Annotated in this window: 17 protein-coding genes and 1 tRNA gene; 5 read left to right on the top strand and 13 right to left on the bottom strand. The window is 43.2% G+C overall.

Going from position 1 to position 14,612, the window contains the following annotated elements:
• Window positions 1-125: 125 nt before the first annotated feature.
• The 4 genes from tilS to HWI92_RS11900 all read left to right on the top strand — a co-directional run bounded on the left by tilS (window position 126) and on the right by HWI92_RS11900 (window position 4,447).
• Window positions 126-1,472 carry a tRNA lysidine(34) synthetase TilS gene (tilS, locus tag HWI92_RS11915; protein ID WP_204664036.1) on the top strand — a complete coding sequence of 449 codons (1,347 nt, stop codon included), beginning with the start codon at window positions 126-128 and terminating at the stop codon, window positions 1,470-1,472.
• A 68-nt stretch (window positions 1,473-1,540) separates the two neighbouring features.
• A tRNA-Ser gene (locus HWI92_RS11910) sits at window positions 1,541-1,625 on the top strand.
• A gap of 251 nt (window positions 1,626-1,876) precedes the next feature.
• Window positions 1,877-3,103 carry a site-specific integrase gene (locus HWI92_RS11905; RefSeq protein WP_204664028.1) on the top strand — a complete coding sequence of 409 codons (1,227 nt, stop codon included), beginning with the start codon at window positions 1,877-1,879 and terminating at the stop codon, window positions 3,101-3,103.
• Between the two features lie 291 nt (window positions 3,104-3,394).
• Window positions 3,395-4,447: a DUF932 domain-containing protein gene (locus tag HWI92_RS11900; RefSeq protein WP_204664026.1), complete on the top strand. Its 1,053-nt coding sequence runs from the start codon at window positions 3,395-3,397 to the stop codon at window positions 4,445-4,447.
• 740 nt (window positions 4,448-5,187) lie between these two features.
• Here HWI92_RS11900 and HWI92_RS11895 read toward each other — a convergent pair.
• From HWI92_RS11895 to HWI92_RS11850, 10 genes are read right to left on the bottom strand one after another with little or no spacing between them, the layout of a single operon-like run.
• Window positions 5,188-5,460 carry a helix-turn-helix domain-containing protein gene (locus tag HWI92_RS11895; protein ID WP_204664024.1) on the bottom strand — a complete coding sequence of 91 codons (273 nt, stop codon included), beginning with the start codon at window positions 5,458-5,460 and terminating at the stop codon, window positions 5,188-5,190.
• A 19-nt stretch (window positions 5,461-5,479) separates the two neighbouring features.
• Window positions 5,480-5,770 (bottom strand): hypothetical protein, encoded by a 291-nt coding sequence (locus tag HWI92_RS11890; RefSeq protein ID WP_204664022.1) that lies wholly within the window; start codon window positions 5,768-5,770, stop codon window positions 5,480-5,482.
• Between the two features lie 3 nt (window positions 5,771-5,773).
• Window positions 5,774-6,568, bottom strand: coding sequence for a hypothetical protein (locus HWI92_RS11885; RefSeq protein WP_204664020.1), 795 nt, complete (start codon window positions 6,566-6,568; stop codon window positions 5,774-5,776).
• A 28-nt stretch (window positions 6,569-6,596) separates the two neighbouring features.
• Window positions 6,597-7,424, bottom strand: a complete 828-nt coding sequence (gene traN, locus HWI92_RS11880) for a conjugative transposon protein TraN (RefSeq protein WP_204664018.1) — start codon at window positions 7,422-7,424, stop codon at window positions 6,597-6,599.
• A gap of 28 nt (window positions 7,425-7,452) precedes the next feature.
• Window positions 7,453-8,760, bottom strand: coding sequence for a conjugative transposon protein TraM (traM, locus tag HWI92_RS11875; RefSeq protein ID WP_204664016.1), 1,308 nt, complete (start codon window positions 8,758-8,760; stop codon window positions 7,453-7,455).
• Window positions 8,735-9,160: a hypothetical protein gene (locus HWI92_RS11870; RefSeq protein WP_204664014.1), complete on the bottom strand. Its 426-nt coding sequence runs from the start codon at window positions 9,158-9,160 to the stop codon at window positions 8,735-8,737. The genes traM and HWI92_RS11870 overlap by 26 nt, the downstream gene beginning before the upstream one ends.
• A 3-nt stretch (window positions 9,161-9,163) precedes the next feature.
• Window positions 9,164-9,781, bottom strand: coding sequence for a conjugative transposon protein TraK (gene traK / locus HWI92_RS11865; RefSeq protein ID WP_204664012.1), 618 nt, complete (start codon window positions 9,779-9,781; stop codon window positions 9,164-9,166).
• 12 nt (window positions 9,782-9,793) lie between these two features.
• Complete coding sequence (gene traJ / locus HWI92_RS11860; RefSeq protein WP_204664010.1) at window positions 9,794-10,915, bottom strand: conjugative transposon protein TraJ; 1,122 nt, start codon at window positions 10,913-10,915, stop codon at window positions 9,794-9,796.
• 10 nt (window positions 10,916-10,925) lie between these two features.
• Window positions 10,926-11,525, bottom strand: a complete 600-nt coding sequence (locus HWI92_RS11855) for a TerB family tellurite resistance protein (RefSeq protein ID WP_229249331.1) — start codon at window positions 11,523-11,525, stop codon at window positions 10,926-10,928.
• Window positions 11,526-11,566: 41 nt separating this feature from the next.
• The gene (locus HWI92_RS11850; protein WP_204664006.1) at window positions 11,567-11,770 is read right to left on the bottom strand and encodes a hypothetical protein; all 204 of its coding nucleotides are present in this window, start codon (window positions 11,768-11,770) and stop codon (window positions 11,567-11,569) included.
• Between HWI92_RS11850 and HWI92_RS11845 the strand changes: the two genes are divergently transcribed.
• Window positions 11,734-12,216, top strand: a complete 483-nt coding sequence (locus HWI92_RS11845; protein WP_262897699.1) for an SOS response-associated peptidase family protein — start codon at window positions 11,734-11,736, stop codon at window positions 12,214-12,216. The genes HWI92_RS11850 and HWI92_RS11845 overlap by 37 nt on opposite strands.
• 33 nt (window positions 12,217-12,249) lie before the next feature.
• Here HWI92_RS11845 and HWI92_RS11840 read toward each other — a convergent pair whose 3' ends face one another.
• The 3 genes from HWI92_RS11840 to HWI92_RS11830 are packed head-to-tail and all read right to left on the bottom strand — an operon-like array spanning window position 12,250 to window position 14,519.
• Entirely contained in the window at window positions 12,250-12,990 is a 741-nt protein-coding gene (locus HWI92_RS11840; protein ID WP_204664002.1) for a hypothetical protein, read from the bottom strand.
• A 27-nt stretch (window positions 12,991-13,017) separates the two neighbouring features.
• The gene (locus tag HWI92_RS11835; RefSeq protein ID WP_204664000.1) at window positions 13,018-13,590 is read right to left on the bottom strand and encodes a hypothetical protein; all 573 of its coding nucleotides are present in this window, start codon (window positions 13,588-13,590) and stop codon (window positions 13,018-13,020) included.
• A 44-nt stretch (window positions 13,591-13,634) separates the two neighbouring features.
• Window positions 13,635-14,519 (bottom strand): HEPN domain-containing protein, encoded by an 885-nt coding sequence (locus tag HWI92_RS11830; RefSeq protein ID WP_204663998.1) that lies wholly within the window; start codon window positions 14,517-14,519, stop codon window positions 13,635-13,637.
• Window positions 14,520-14,612 lie beyond the last annotated feature (93 nt).

Genomic DNA, 14,612 nt, shown 5'->3' with positions numbered 1-14,612 from the left:
TTTTGAATCATATCGCTTTACTTCTCTTTACCTTTGCCACATCAAACAACTTTTCCGCACTTCCGGAAGGACTTCAGATCAAACTTATATACGTCAAAAGTACAGTCAAATACGTCTTTTCGGCCATGCTGGATTCATTTTTAACTTTTATTAACCAATATGCTATCAGCCTTCGGGGACAACGTTGCCTGCTTACTGTCAGCGGCGGAATAGACTCTGTTGTGCTGGCGAATTTATTCTACAAATCGGGAATTCAAAGCGTAGTAGCGCATTGCAATTTTGGATTGAGGGGGGAGGAGTCGGAGGGGGACGAATTGTTTGTTCAGGAGCTTTCCGCGCAGTATGGTTTTTCGTTTTATGTAAAACATTTTGAAATTAAATCCTATGCCAAGTCGGAAGGTATAAGCACCCAGATGGCGGCACGTACACTCAGGTACGCATGGTTTGAAAGTCTTCGGCAGGAGCTGGCTTTGGACTGGATTGTGACAGGGCACCATTTGGACGATGTCCTTGAAACAACGCTTTTGAATCTTACGAGAGGGACGGGGATAGCGGGACTGCCGGGGATTGCGCCCGTTCATGGCGCGCTGCTAAGGCCATTGATCAATAGTTCGCGCGAGGAGATCATGCAATATGCATTGGAAAACAAACTTGTATGGCGAAACGACAGCTCGAATGATTCGGATGCATATCATCGTAATAAAATCCGCCACCATGTAGTACCGGTAATGAAAGGTGTCAATCCGTCATTGCAATCAACCTTTCTGCAGACGGCCAATCGTCTCCGCTCAGCGACTGCATTGATAAAGGAATTACTGGAAGCATGGAAAACAGCAGCGGTGCGGATAGAGAAGGGCAAAATAAAGATCTCCATATACCAACTTACAACAGCCAGTGAAAACGTATATAGACTATGGTGGGTTTTAAACGAAGTGGGTTTCACCTACGTCCAATCACAACAAATTATCAGCAGTCTTGAATTTTCCGGCAAAACCTTCATATCGCAATCGCATATACTGCTGGTAGACCGCGACGATCTGATCGTTAAGAAAAAAGAAAATTCTTCTCAGACATTGGAAGTGCACATCAATGACGTGGAGGCTGAGTACTTAGCAGGAAAATGGAGCATTTCCATTAAAAGACAGGAGAACCCGGCCGGCGAGATCGGGCGGACGAGCCATACCCTGTACATTCCCTGGAACAAGCTGATATTTCCGCTTCATGTACGTCGGTGGAAAGAGGGTGACCGGTTTGCGCCGCTGGGGATGGGCGGTAAGACGAAGAAGGTAAGTGACCTGCTGACCGATATGAAAGTGGACCGGTTTGCCAAGGAAGAGGTGTTTGTTTTGGTAAATGGAAATGCTGATATCATGTGGATAATGGGGTTTCGTTCCGATGAACGCTACAAAATGTCGGAGCAAACCAGTGAAGCGGCGGTAATCCGTATTTTGGAACATACTTCAAATTTTTAGTAGAGAGTATTGCGCCTGAACAAAATGTTTTTAATTTTGCACCATGATTCGCACACGGCGAAACAATTAGAGAGATGGCAGAGTGGTCGATTGCGACGGTCTTGAAAACCGTTGACTGTAACAGGTCCGGGGGTTCGAATCCCTCTCTCTCTGCGGAAATCAATAAAAAAACACATCAAAAGTCTGCAAATCAACGATTTGCAGACTTTTTTTCTTTCCGCGCTATGCCAAAATGTTCAAAAAATCCCAATATGTTGGTGAGCAGTTCGGTGAGCAATTTGAGAGATAGAAAAGTGCTCACCAGAACTGCCGTAACATGCTAATTACGAACCTGTTCACGGCGTGTACATCTTGATTTAGATAAGCTGTAGTCATATTTTTAATCACTTAAAAAACTGATTGCTATGTTATCAAAAAGCTTCACGTTGCTGTTTTACCTTAAGAAACGCAACAACTATGTCAAAGGAGGATTGCCAATCTATATGAGATTGACGATTGATGGTCAACGGATTGAAATCAGTACCAAAAGGGACTGTGAACCCGAAAAATGGAATTCCATCGCTGGGAGGAAGAATGGAGTCAAGGAAGATGTCAAACTTCTAAACGCCTATTTGGACACCCTACAATCGAAAGTTTACGAAGTCCACAGACAATTAATTGAGTCTGGTCGACAAATTACCGCTGAGTCGGTAAAAAATTTGCTTGTCGGCAATACTGTTAAGCCAAGGATGATCTTGGAGATTTTTCAGGAGCACAATGAGAAGATGGCCAAACTTGTGGGGCTAGATTATGCTCCCGGGACTCTCGAAAGGTATAAAACCTCGTTTGAGCATACGCGTGACTTTATCAAATACAAATATAAAGTTACTGACCTCGCCATCGAAAAATTAGACTATGAGTTCATAGCTGATTACGAATTCTGGATGAAGACAGTGAGAAAATGCAGCCACAATACGACGATGAAATATTTGTCAAATTTCAAGAAAATCGTTCTGCTATGTATAAAAAGAGGATGGATTGCACGGGATCCATTTCATGCCTACAAAATGACCAAGCACGAAGTTGACCGACAGGCTTTGACGGCCACAGAATTACAATTGATAGCCAACCGTGATTTTGGGCAGGGGCGGTTGGATCAGGTGAGGGATATTTTCTTGTTTTGCTGCTATACGGGATTGGCGTACGCAGATGTACATAAGTTGAAACGATCGGAGATTGTAGAAGGCGGTGATGGCGAAAAATGGGTAGTCATTAAACGACAAAAAACAGATTCTCCTTCGAGAATACCACTTTTGCCTCAGGCTTTGTCGATAGTCTCAGAATATGATGAGCATCCTCAATGTGTTAATCAAGACAGGGTCTTACCCGTTCTATCAAACCAAAAGATGAACTCATATCTAAAAGAAATTTCTGATTTGTGCGGTATTGCGAAACCGGTCACATTTCATCTTGCGAGGCATACATTTGCCACGACTGTAACTTTGACAAACGGCGTTCCGATCGAGAGTGTTTCGAAAATGTTAGGACATCGAAATATTAAGACCACACAGCTTTATGCCAAGATCGTTGACAAGAAAATTGGTGATGATATGAGAAAGCTAAAAGAGGTACTGGCGGATACGCATATTTGATTGTTTGACAACCAAACTCGGAAAAGCGCAGCTAAACTAGTGGCCCTATGTTCCGCAGATTATTAAAAGCCGCCAAAAGCTTACGGCATAATGGCGGCTTTTCTATTGTTTTAGGTTTCGCAAATTCAGCCGCCAGCCTATCGGGCACTTATTCCGTTTCCTTTTGGCTTATTCAGGGCCACTGTTAGAAGGGCTTTCTTTTTTCTCGTTTTTTCTTTGTCAAACATTCATTTTAAAGGAAGCGAGAGGAAGAAGAAAGAGAGTTATTTCCAATTTCTAACATGTAAGATCATGGCTCACAACATCAGTTTCAACGAAAACACCGACAGATATAGCTTTTTTTCTGTCAAAGAAAAAGCCTGGCACGGGCTCGGAGAAATAGTCAATCAGTACCCTAACAGCCGAGAGGCTATCGTTCATGCCGGATTAGATTACCAAGTTGAAAAGACCAAGCTTTTTACCGAAAGGCTCCTTAAAAATGAAGGACAAGATATGCCTGTAGTTTCAGTCCCCGGCTACTTCGCGACAATGCGGACGGATAACAATGCTGTTCTTGGAGTAGTAGGTAAGGACTATCAAATTGTTCAAAACCGCGACGCATTCACTTTTTTCGATAGCATTATTGGCAGCGATGGCATCATGTATGAAACAGCCGGGGCGTTGGGCAAAGGCGAGCGAATTTTCATTACTGCTAAACTGCCTGGATATATCAAGGTCGGTAATGACGATTTGATTGAAAAATATTTGTTCCTGACAACTTCCCACGACGGTAGCGGAAGTATTACAGCTGCATTTACGCCTATTCGCATTGTCTGCGCAAACACATTAAATGCGGCTATGAAAAATATGACCAATGTTGTCAAAATCAGGCACACTAGCAACGCTGCTGAACGGTTGAGAACGGCACATAAAGTGATGGGCATAGCGAGCCGGTTTAGTGACGAAATTGGCGAAACTTTCAATCAATGGGTAAAAAGGCCAATCGCTGATCCGCAGCTTAAAAAGCTGATTGAGATTGCTATGGCACCTAATAAGGAAGTGTTGGGAAATTTGAAAGATGGGAAAGTAAATGCTCTCTCAACCCAATTTTTAAATATTGTCGAGGATGTTTATGAATATGCCCTTTCTAATCCAACCCAGCAATTGCCCACCACGATGGGTACCCTGTTCGGTGCATACAATGCTGTTACTGGCTATTTTCAGAATGTCAGAAAGTTTCAAGACGAGGAAACAAAACTAAAATCGATAATACTCGGCGGCACTGCCCAGCTCCGTGCACAAGCTGCCTTCAACATTTGCGCCGAATTTGCTCGTGTTGGGTCAGCGGCCCTTAGTCTCAATTAGGTTGGGGGGGCTTGTCTCCCCTTTTCCCTTTGATCATCAAAGCCGACCGCCGCGGATGTGAAGCTGATTGAAGCTTCGCATCCGCGGCGGTTAACTGTTTAAGATAATAGTAGTTTAATTTACTGTCGATTGTTGAAAAGCTCAATAATGGTTAAAAATATCCCTGATACTATTGCCAACGCTGAGATAATCATCAACAGACCTTCCATAGTTGACGTTACAACTGCCGACCAGTAGCTACTATATTGTTGTGTCCCCCCAATGCCTCTTCGGCTAAACCTGCGTTGCCCCACAAAGAACCGCAGTCCTACGCCAACAAAAATCAAAACCGCTCCATAGATCGTCACCGACGTGATGCCAAATGCTAGAATCATAGCCTTAATATTTATTAATGAATGATTAAGACAAATTTGAAGATTGTTGGCAGAATGATCAAGATCTGATACAGGCCTGCACGGAATTTCATTCAACTAGCCAGATCTTACTTCCTTTTTTAGGATGATATGAAGGCAAGTATTTGATGTAGCCGAGCATCTCAAGCTCCTTCAAATACTTATGATATGTCATCGCACTTCGGGCTCGGGATAGTTGCATGATCGTCCTACGGCTTACCTGGAAAGGGCTTGACTGTCTGTTTTTATCCCAAAGAAGCACAAGAGCAACGTAAGTCCCGACGTGCCAGATCCTGACCCTTTGGTCTGTAAGGATCCGGTTGAAAAATTTTGAAATCGATTTTTCCATCACTTTGTTCGTTTTGTATCACCCAGCATCAATAATTGGATGTCTTGAAATGCATAATAAAATGATCCACCGATCTTGCTAGGTTTTAGTTGTCCGTTTATTCTCAGATTTTGTAGCGTACCAGGCGAGATGTTCAGCATTTTCCTCACATCAGCGCTCCGTAGCCATTTTTTAGGTTCTTGTTTTGAGCTGGACAGAAATTGCTTTAGATCTTCAAGCAGTTCTCTCCGTAGGACTTGCAAGTCTTCCTTGGTTATTACCTCAATATTCATCTTTCAAAAATTTTGTTGATTAATAACTAGACTCCGGCAGCGAAATTCTGCTTGGTTTGTTTTTCTTGAATGATGGCTCATAATTGATATAACCAAATTCATTGAGTTCGCGAACCGCTTTGTAGTACGTTTTTCCGCTTGATATTTTAGCGACCTGCATCAATTCAAAACCAAACATTGATATATGGTCTGTTCCCAGTCTCCGCAAGCTTTGGAGGATGGCAGCGTAGACGCTAATGTGAGTCACTGTTACGCGGGCGTCTACACTGATGTCCCTGAAAAACCGGTCAAGGTGCGTTGCAATATCCATAGCTTATTGGCTTATCGACATACCTTTTTCTTTCTTGGCTTTCTTTCCGGAATGGTGATCCCTCTCTTCATCCCCCGCAATCTCCGGTCCATTTTTCTGTTCCTGCTTGTTAGCATTTGACTTCTGTACCTGCTGAGATTGCCGGTTATGGATTTTGTGCATGCTGGCATCATAGACTGTCACAGATTTAAACTGCGGGTTAGCCTCCATGTAGCGGCGCTGCTCATTGCCGTTCTCGATAAAAGTTACTGCCTGGCGGTTCCCCTTTTGAAGCGAATCCAGAAGCCTGGATTTGTCCTGCGTATTTTGGAGCTCCTTGACAGGATGCTTAGAAACCTCTTTTTCAAGGTCAAACCCATAGTTTGAGTGAAATTGTTTGAGTTTGAAGTTTCCCGCGTTATCCGTCTGCTTGAAATCCATTTGAAGCCAGGCATTATAAATCTTTCCTTCTTTATTAGTTAAGTCTTTGTTGATTGCCCGGCCATTCATCAGGTTATAACCTTCTTTCAAAGTAATGTTGTTGTCTTTACCTACATAAAAAGTCTGGTTCATTTTCTCGGTCGCCTGTTCCTGTTTCATGGAGGCCATATAGCTATTAAAGAAATACATATCAGTCGTGGCCGAACGCTTGAAGTGCAGAGCGCTGTTGACTTCATCTTTGCCGAACGTGGCCTGGTGTTGAAGCGAAAATTCAGGCGGCTGCCTTTTGATGTTTTCTTTTAGCTGGTTTTCCAGACCTTCGCCAAAGCCGGAATATTTGACTTGATCGCGCAGATATTCGAAGTTTTTTTCATTCATGATTTCTAAAATTTAGTTGGTTGGATGATTATTGACGGATTGGAAGGGCTTTAAGAAGGTGTCGGTTTCTGACCTTCAGGGTCATGTGTCTACCCCCATTTTTTTCCTGGACCTGGACGGCCAGGTATTTTTTGTTTGGGATAGTCATTTTAGGAAGAACGAAGACGAAAGTTTGCGACGTTTGAGGTGAGACAGCACTGGTATCACCAAGAATATGAAGCAGGGTTATCCCAGTTTCTTGGATCGCCGTTCGTTTGCGGTACTTTTTGTCCCTGACGAAAAACCTCAGGTTTTCAATCTCGTATTTTAATGCAGAGTTATTAGAAAGCTCAATTCTGTATAGTAGCAAATCGTCATCGACAAAAATGCTTGACAGTACTAGTTCTGACTGCGACGATCTGTCTTTGACGGAAACATTATGCGCTGGATTGCGCTGTGCTAAAAGTGCTGACTGAGCTACCCTGGCATCATTGAGATCTCCATTTCCAAAGGTTGCAACATCGACAGCGGCACTATTGATTCGAATGTTCAGCGATAACGGCTGATCCGCATAGCCAACCAAAAATGAAAACAGCTTTCCATCGGTTGTGATAACTGTCAAGTTGGTCGTATCGAAATCAACTTTCGCAGCTTTTACTTGCAATATATTCTCGACTCCAGTCGCCTTTTGAGCGATAATGTCGCGGCTTCCCCGGTCTACGGTTTTGATCCCGAATGGAAAGATCAGATGGGTGGTCTTAGTTGTCGTCACTTCCAGTGGGAAGGGATCAATGACGCTGGTTCCATTAACCTGGCAGAAGCCTTGCATCTGAAAGAACGGGCAAAGCAGTAGCTGGCACAGAAGAAAAATTCTCATGATAATAGTTGATTAGGACGTAATTGAATTAGATTGACTTCGCGTTAGTGTCTTTGAGGAGCACCTTGTAACCAGCTTTCACACCAACTTGTATGAGTTTGGTTTTCCTGCCCAAGAATGTTTTCGCCGCTTCAATCCCGGCGCTGGCAGCCTGGGCACCGATTGATGGATCAATGATTGGAATATTTACGCTTTGGATAGCGCGGTCAGATGATTGCTTGCCGACATCTCTTGAGAGTGCGCCCGGAATGTAGATGCCCTCAATGCCGTCCATATCGTAAACCGACAAATCAACTGGTAACAGGGTATTGTTCAACCTGATCGACTCGATGTTAACCCGCAACCGCTCTTGGTTTAAACTGACCTTTCCATACAGAAAGCTTCCTGCCAGCACACGATTGCCCGCAATGAAAACATCGGTAGCCAATCTAAGCTTGATCGTTGCGCCGGTTACCAAAGTCTGATTTTGATCAATGACAGCTTCAATCGCATTCTGAGTTACGGCAACTGACTGTTGGTCATCAAGAGAATAAAAGCCGGTCACTGAGGTGACACTGTTCTGTAAAGAATCCGAATCTGGTTGTGCGCTCGTCAGCACTGTGTAATTGACATTTTCGCCAGCAGCAATCACTGGAAAAACTTGCTTTGCATTTGCCAATGATTGCACTTTTAACTTTTCCTCAGCCAAGGCCGGATTCTGAATTTGCATGATTTTGTCAAGCATCCCACTGAGCTCAGTTATTTCCGGATCTTCTTCCGTTGTCGGCTCTTCCAATTCTAATCCTGCCATCATCTGCTCCAAGCGCATCATTTCAGGGCTTAGGTTTTTCTTTTCGCTTTCCGATAGCTTGTCTGATTGTGAATCAAATTTCGGGTTACTGGTTTGCGAAAGAACTTTGTCAAGCTCTTTTAGCTTTTTATGCACCTGTTGGTCTGGTTTTTCGGAGCTGTCCGTCTGAGCAGACTGTCCAGAAGCTCTGCGCCCTTTACCTGGCCCGTCCAAATCTTTTAATGGTACTCCTAGCGGTCCAGTCTTGGAAGCAAGTAAAGTATCCTGGTAATACGGATCCTTCTCGATGAGATCGCGAAGACGTGCCGAATCCTCGGCGGCTTTCTTGTAATAACCCAGCTTATTTAAATCTTTGTCATCCTTTAAAAATGCTTCCGGCAATTTCAGGATCAACCCTTTTTGATCGTTACCCTGGGCTGCTGTCCCATTATTTTTGCGAATCAGCATCCAAAAAAAGATTGTTAAAAAAGGCAAAACGATTAGCGGTAGGAAGGTGTAAAATTTGCGCTGCTGCAAAAACTTACGGGTGTATGCTTTTTGGTGCATGATCTTCGATGGTTTGCTGTGACTGAAATAAACTGTCTGCGACCAGTGCCCTCTCTAAACTATCCAGGTACTGCTGGAAGGCCTGTTGCTTTGGGCTTGGCTCCGCCGCATGAATTGTTTGGGGAGAGCCCCTTAATTCTGCCAGTAAATATTCACTTTGTTGTAAGAAAGAATGAGGCAGGATTAAGTTGATGCAGTATCCTGCTCCAAATCCCAATGCAGCTAAAAAGATGGGTAGCCGCAGGCTGACTGGCACTCGGAACATCTTACGGATCATCCGGCTAGTTAAGCGCCGCTGACATTCTCTTCTGTGCTCACGATATTTTCTTACCAATTCCTCCATTGGAACGGCTTTTGACTCAGTGGCTTGCTGTTTGTGCCTATTGAAATTGTAAAACATAGCTTACCTGTTTTGTACATTGATGTCTTTGTTTTCAAGTGTTGTCCAGCGTTCGATCAGAAACCCGTGAGGGTTATTGTCGCTACGGGATACGGTTCTGAGAAATCCTTCTGTCACTAGCCTTCGGGTGACAATGCTGGTTGATCGGATGATTCGCTGGGATGCTACGCAGTGAAAGCGGTATGGATAATCGTTCGTTTTAACTTCGACTGTGTCCACGCTGATCTGCTGACTGATATTTCCGGAAATAATGCTGGAATAGAACCCTGACTCTTTCAGGTTTTCATACTGGGCTTTCGCAGATCCATCGGCCAGATACAGTGCTTTGACCAGGTTAGACTGGATCACTTTGTCATCAGGGTCGAGTGTAAAGAAGAAGCGGTGAAAAGTGGCAACATGATCGCGGGCTTCGACCGGAATGTTCTCCTTTCGCTCTGAGGCATAAGCATCGAGCACTTTTCCGCTTGCCAGGATGTACACTTTGTCCTGCGTTTCATCCACGAGCTGATAGCTTTTATAGATGGCGAAGCAGCAGAAACCTATACAGCCGATGATCACAAGCAATGTAAAGCTGCGCACATGTCGGAATGCGGTTTCCAAATTTTTGGCTTTCGTAAACATAACATTGTTTGGTTATTGGTTTTGAGATTTTGGTATCGCTGTGTTTCTCGGTAGTGAGCCAAAGCCACCACTCGCTGGAAAGGCCCGGTTGCCAAAGCCAGTGGCGGTTTGCGAAAAAAGGGTCGTAATTTTGTAAAGGAATGGATTACCACCTCCCGCCTGAATGATGAAGTTGGCCGTCGCTGGCACTGCGAAGTACCCCACGATGCCAATGACCAAGAAGATCAGGTAAGCCATATCTGTGGAGCTAAAGAAAGTTTCGCCCGAGCCTTCTACCTGGCTTATATCCAGGGTAAGCATCATCTCCTGAATCTTGCCAATGATTGCGCCGAAAATGTTGGCGACAGGTAGCCACAAAAAGATATTAATGTAGCGGGCTATCCAACCAGTGAGCGTGTGTTGGAAACCATCGAAAACTGAAATCCCAAATGCAATCGGGCCAACAATGGCAAGGACGATCAATTGAAATGTGCGGAGCGTGTTGATACAAAGTGCCGCCGCTTCAAATAGCAGCCTGAGTATTTCGCTCATCCATTCTTTGATGGAATTCCGGAAATTGTAGGATGCCTTGGCCATTGAAAACTTGATGTCATTGCCAACACTTGCCATGATGCCTTCACCAGATGGATCTTCATTTCCATGCGTGTACTTGTACCATTTGTCCCGATCGCCATTCCCAGTTGCGCCGACATACATTTGCCAGGCATTAGTCTTCATAATCGCCTCTTCTTTCTTCTTCAACAGCAAAGTGATTGCCTCGTTCGATCCTTCGACCATCGCAGACGTAGCTCGGACGACTGGAGACATGACGCCGTTGATCATGGCCAGAACTGACGGAAAAATTAGGATAGCAAAGCCTATTACAAATGGCCTGAAAAGCGGATAGAAGTCAATCGGCTCCGCGTTAGCCAGGTGCCGCCAGATCCGTGAGGCGATATACCATATTGCTGCAAAGCCAGCGATACCGCGTCCGACGCTAATCAACTTCGCACACATGGGCATCATCTCGTCGTAGAGTTTGTCAAGCACACTATGCAGGCCGTTGATCTGTTCCGGAAAACCTTGCGCAAAGGAAAGTTGGGGCAAAGCGGTAGCTAACACCGCTATCAAAGCGGCTCTTTTAAATGCATTCATAATTTTGAGATTAGAGCTGGATGCCGTTTAACTGTGCGCTCGATTCAACTTCAACCGAAACTTTGGCACGTTGCATGCCAAGTGTTGCCGCGGTGGAATTGAAGTGACGCAGGAAGACAAGCTTGTCCTGCATTTCTTCGTGGATTTTGTCAATGGCTGACAGACGTTCATCGTCAGACATTCTCATTTTCTTGGCTGTCACGACCATAGTTAGAGCATCCAGATTTTTCAAACTTTGGTTGATTAACCGGGCATAGACACGCTCCATATAATCAAGTTCATCCTTGTTGAAGTATTTCCCAGATTGAAAATGGCCGAACGCTGCCCTATATTCGGAGACCAGTTTTAGTTGAAAGTCGATGATCTCGGCAATCCTTTTGTAGCGTTTTACGGCTGGGCTCACTTCCAGTAATCCGTCCAGAAAGGCTTCGTGCAACTTGAAGTTCCCTTTCGAAATATCCTTGATCGTTGTGTAACCTTTGAAGAGAATATCATAACCCGCTTTCAGCTCTTTCAGGATTTTCCGAAGTTGGTTTAGCTTCTGGATATTCAGAATTAGCTGAGTGACTTCCGGTGTCTGGGCTGATGCTCGATTTAGGGAAATAAGCATCGTGCCCAATAGAATAAGTATCAATAAATGTCTCATTGCTTTCAATTTATGCCGTGCAGTCTCCGGCCGGTTGTCGCATCCTCTTTCTCCTTCATTCTGGCAGCCGCCAGTACCGCCGACTCGTTACAAAATGCCTTGGAAAACGCGAGGTTAAACAGCGTTTGCTGATACAGCGCCTCGATTCGCTTTACCCGCTCATCGTCGGTCATTGCCAGATTGCAGTCAATGGTCACTTCTTTTAACATGCCGGAAGTATGCGAATCACAATCGCTGCCTGGTGCTCTGTACGGGATTTTTCGAGCCTCACTATCCGGATTTGAACAACAAGAAGAATTATGAATCCTGGTACATCAAACCATTGGAAAAAAAGTTTTTCGCTATGGGGGGGATCTACTCGACCTGGAAGGGTATGAATACTTTTGCCATTGTCACGCAGGACGCGAGTCCTTTGCTCGGAGCGATACATAACGATGGGAAGCGACAGCCACTGATTTTGAAAGGTGACGCTGCACTGTCCTGGATGATTCCCGGTTTGAATGAAAATGAGATTATGGATTTGACATATTTTCAGTATCCTGATGATAAGCTTTCGGCCTATCGGGTGATTGATGGAGTTTACAGCAACCAGATAGATACTAATTTGCCTCAGGTGTTAGATCCGTACCGATATCCACTAAAAAAGGCTGCTTGATTTTATGCTGCAATCCGTCTGGATTTTGATAGGTTATTCAGCTATACTGCCCTCAATTTTACTTTGAAGATATAAGTTAATGTGATCTAAAATTGAAGTTAAATATTTGTAAGTTAATAAATTATCAGTAAAAATTGGCTTATCATAACTAACATATTTGAATGAACCTGTCTGAGATTTAATTCTTAGCACCGGTATGAAATCTGGCGACAAAAAGAACAAAATTCCATGTGTAAAAGAGTCTCTATCTTCTATGTAGTTCTTGTAAACCGTTGTATAGTTTTTTCTGTCTTCCTTTGATTTAAGTCCTTCAAAAACTTGCAAATCTGGATCCGTTTTAATGATACAACTTAGAATGTTTCTAAGATTGCCAAATGTAAGCTTGGAAAAGTTTTCTTGTATGTTATACTCTCGTAACACTCGACAGTCAGCATTTCTATCCAGAACTTCATCAACTGGATGGATTGCGAAGTATCTTTCTATAACACCTATCAGTGTGTCTAAATTTAACTCTGCGAGTCGATTTAATCTCGCAATGCTATTACTTCGGAGAACAAAATTTTTGTAAATATCCTCATCAAACATTTGTGAGCTTATTGGAAGTTCAGTTACCAACCCTTCGAATCCGTCTGGTAATACAAGAGTAGGTGCGATCAAGATGTCGAGCAAATTGTCTTCGTCGTCATAAATAAATGTGGGCACGGATAATTCTACCCTCACTTTTAGATCATTAAATTCTATATTTTGAGGACGCCTAATGTCTTGGTGTTTCATATATTTAACGATAATTATTCCAAATTACTATAAGTTTGAAACTCGTTCCAATTCTTGTTGTCTAAGTACTTCTTTAAGCTCGCTGATCTTTGATTCAGTAAATCCAAGCCGCCGAACTTGAAACTGATAATAAGAGTTCATATTTTGTATTAACTCAATTGTTTTGTCGATAAAATCGCAAAAAAAGTTAATCATTTCTAGTTGGCCAATTTCGGTATAGAATTTTTCTATATGAAGCTTAAAATATTTATGAGCTAAATAATTTCGTTTTTCTAATAAATTTGACAATAATTGAGCATGCCCATTCTGAATGGCGTAAGCTTTCTTTACTTCATTTATTAATTGTCCCATAGTTTTTTTTGACTTATCCATTTCAGCGTTAATCGCCTCAACATCCTCTTTCGAAGATGGTTTATTATTAATGATACGATTCGTCCATAACATCAAGGAAAATTCTTCTTCCAGGCATTGGGCATAATAGATCGCAAGCCCAAAATATGCGTAAACCAGGCGATGTTTTCCATCGTCATTCTCTCTAACAAATTCCAGCTTTGCATCGATAAAGCGTTCTTTTAAATTGTTTGAAATGATATTAGCCATTAAATTGAATAAATTTGAGGTTTATTAAAGCTATTACTCCCAAATTAAGATTTTGGGTAAAACTCGGGACCAAGAAGCCGAATCCGCTCTCGACAAATCCGCTCCGTCAAATCTCTCAACAAAGCCACCCGACTCCCCAAAAACTCCAACTCCGACTTCTCAATCTTGTAATTCCGGTTATACCTCGCATCTATATACGCCTTTTTGAGAAGCAAAAACAGCCGCTTCTCCTCCTCGGTATACATTGGAAAGACACTCGCGAGCTCGGCGTGTTGCTTAACGACCTGATTTCCCAGTATCTCAATGTCATGGATTCTTGGCTTGTAGTCGGTGAAGACGAGCAAAATCGCTGCATAAAATCTTTCAGTGGCTTGATGAAGTTGAAATGCTGAGATTTTATAATAGTCTACATCAGTCTCACCCTTTGTAACGAAAATCTCGTAAGCTTCTAAAAAGTGTAAAGCAGATTTGAACCAATGCTCAAATTCCTCAGTCGATTTTTCAACTCGTTGAGTCGGATTAAGATCTTTTGGCTCAGATAAGGTGAATTTTCCAGAATCGAAAAGCATGACACCTTCTTTCAGAATATCGACAAAGAAGTAGTAATTCCGCTCGATCTTGTCGTTTACAAAACCAATGCTGTGATATATGATGCTCGTTCTCGTGATTTCTTCATTGGCCATCAGTTCCTCTTCCAGCTCCCGCGATTTCTTGACTTGCTTCGCTGAATTTTTGTCTTTGGTGACAATCAGAATGTCGAAGTCGCTTACATACTCGTATTTCTCCTGATAATCCTCGACCCAGTCACCACGGGCATAGCTGCCGAATAGAATGATCATTTCAGCCGCGACTTTGTCGAGTACAATTTGGGTTAGCGCTCTTAACTGGTCTTGTTTGTTTTGTGGTAGATGAAAGAGGGAGGTCTTCATTCGTGTGTGGGGATTTTGAAATTTTGGTAAGATACAAAATTTCAAAAATCATTGATGGCATACCCGATCGCTCAGTCACCTTCGGAGAGCCAG

It is taken from the genome of Dyadobacter sandarakinus (assembly GCF_016894445.1).
Lineage (GTDB): Bacteria > Bacteroidota > Bacteroidia > Cytophagales > Spirosomataceae > Dyadobacter > Dyadobacter sandarakinus.
The sequence above is the reverse complement of the archived record's forward strand: the minus strand, read 5'-3'. Positions and strand labels throughout refer to the sequence as shown.

Excerpts from the sequence above, each read along its gene's own strand:
- HWI92_RS11895 (WP_204664024.1), bottom strand. The coding sequence starts at position 5,460 with ATGAATATTGAGGTAATAACCAAGGAAGACTTGCAAGTCCTACGGAGA.
- traJ (WP_204664010.1), bottom strand. The coding sequence starts at position 10,915 with ATGAATGCATTTAAAAGAGCCGCTTTGATAGCGGTGTTAGCTACCGCT.
- HWI92_RS11885 (WP_204664020.1), bottom strand. The coding sequence starts at position 6,568 with ATGAATGAAAAAAACTTCGAATATCTGCGCGATCAAGTCAAATATTCC.
- HWI92_RS11890 (WP_204664022.1), bottom strand. The coding sequence starts at position 5,770 with ATGGATATTGCAACGCACCTTGACCGGTTTTTCAGGGACATCAGTGTA.
- tilS (WP_204664036.1), top strand. The coding sequence starts at position 126 with ATGCTGGATTCATTTTTAACTTTTATTAACCAATATGCTATCAGCCTT.
- HWI92_RS11830 (WP_204663998.1), bottom strand. The coding sequence starts at position 14,519 with ATGAAGACCTCCCTCTTTCATCTACCACAAAACAAACAAGACCAGTTA.
- traM (WP_204664016.1), bottom strand. The coding sequence starts at position 8,760 with ATGCACCAAAAAGCATACACCCGTAAGTTTTTGCAGCAGCGCAAATTT.
- traN (WP_204664018.1), bottom strand. The coding sequence starts at position 7,424 with ATGAGAATTTTTCTTCTGTGCCAGCTACTGCTTTGCCCGTTCTTTCAG.
- HWI92_RS11850 (WP_204664006.1), bottom strand. The coding sequence starts at position 11,770 with ATGTTAAAAGAAGTGACCATTGACTGCAATCTGGCAATGACCGACGAT.
- HWI92_RS11855 (WP_229249331.1), bottom strand. The coding sequence starts at position 11,525 with ATGCTTATTTCCCTAAATCGAGCATCAGCCCAGACACCGGAAGTCACT.
- HWI92_RS11840 (WP_204664002.1), bottom strand. The coding sequence starts at position 12,990 with ATGAAACACCAAGACATTAGGCGTCCTCAAAATATAGAATTTAATGAT.
- traK (WP_204664012.1), bottom strand. The coding sequence starts at position 9,781 with ATGTTTACGAAAGCCAAAAATTTGGAAACCGCATTCCGACATGTGCGC.
- HWI92_RS11905 (WP_204664028.1), top strand. The coding sequence starts at position 1,877 with ATGTTATCAAAAAGCTTCACGTTGCTGTTTTACCTTAAGAAACGCAAC.
- HWI92_RS11900 (WP_204664026.1), top strand. The coding sequence starts at position 3,395 with ATGGCTCACAACATCAGTTTCAACGAAAACACCGACAGATATAGCTTT.
- HWI92_RS11870 (WP_204664014.1), bottom strand. The coding sequence starts at position 9,160 with ATGTTTTACAATTTCAATAGGCACAAACAGCAAGCCACTGAGTCAAAA.
- HWI92_RS11835 (WP_204664000.1), bottom strand. The coding sequence starts at position 13,590 with ATGGCTAATATCATTTCAAACAATTTAAAAGAACGCTTTATCGATGCA.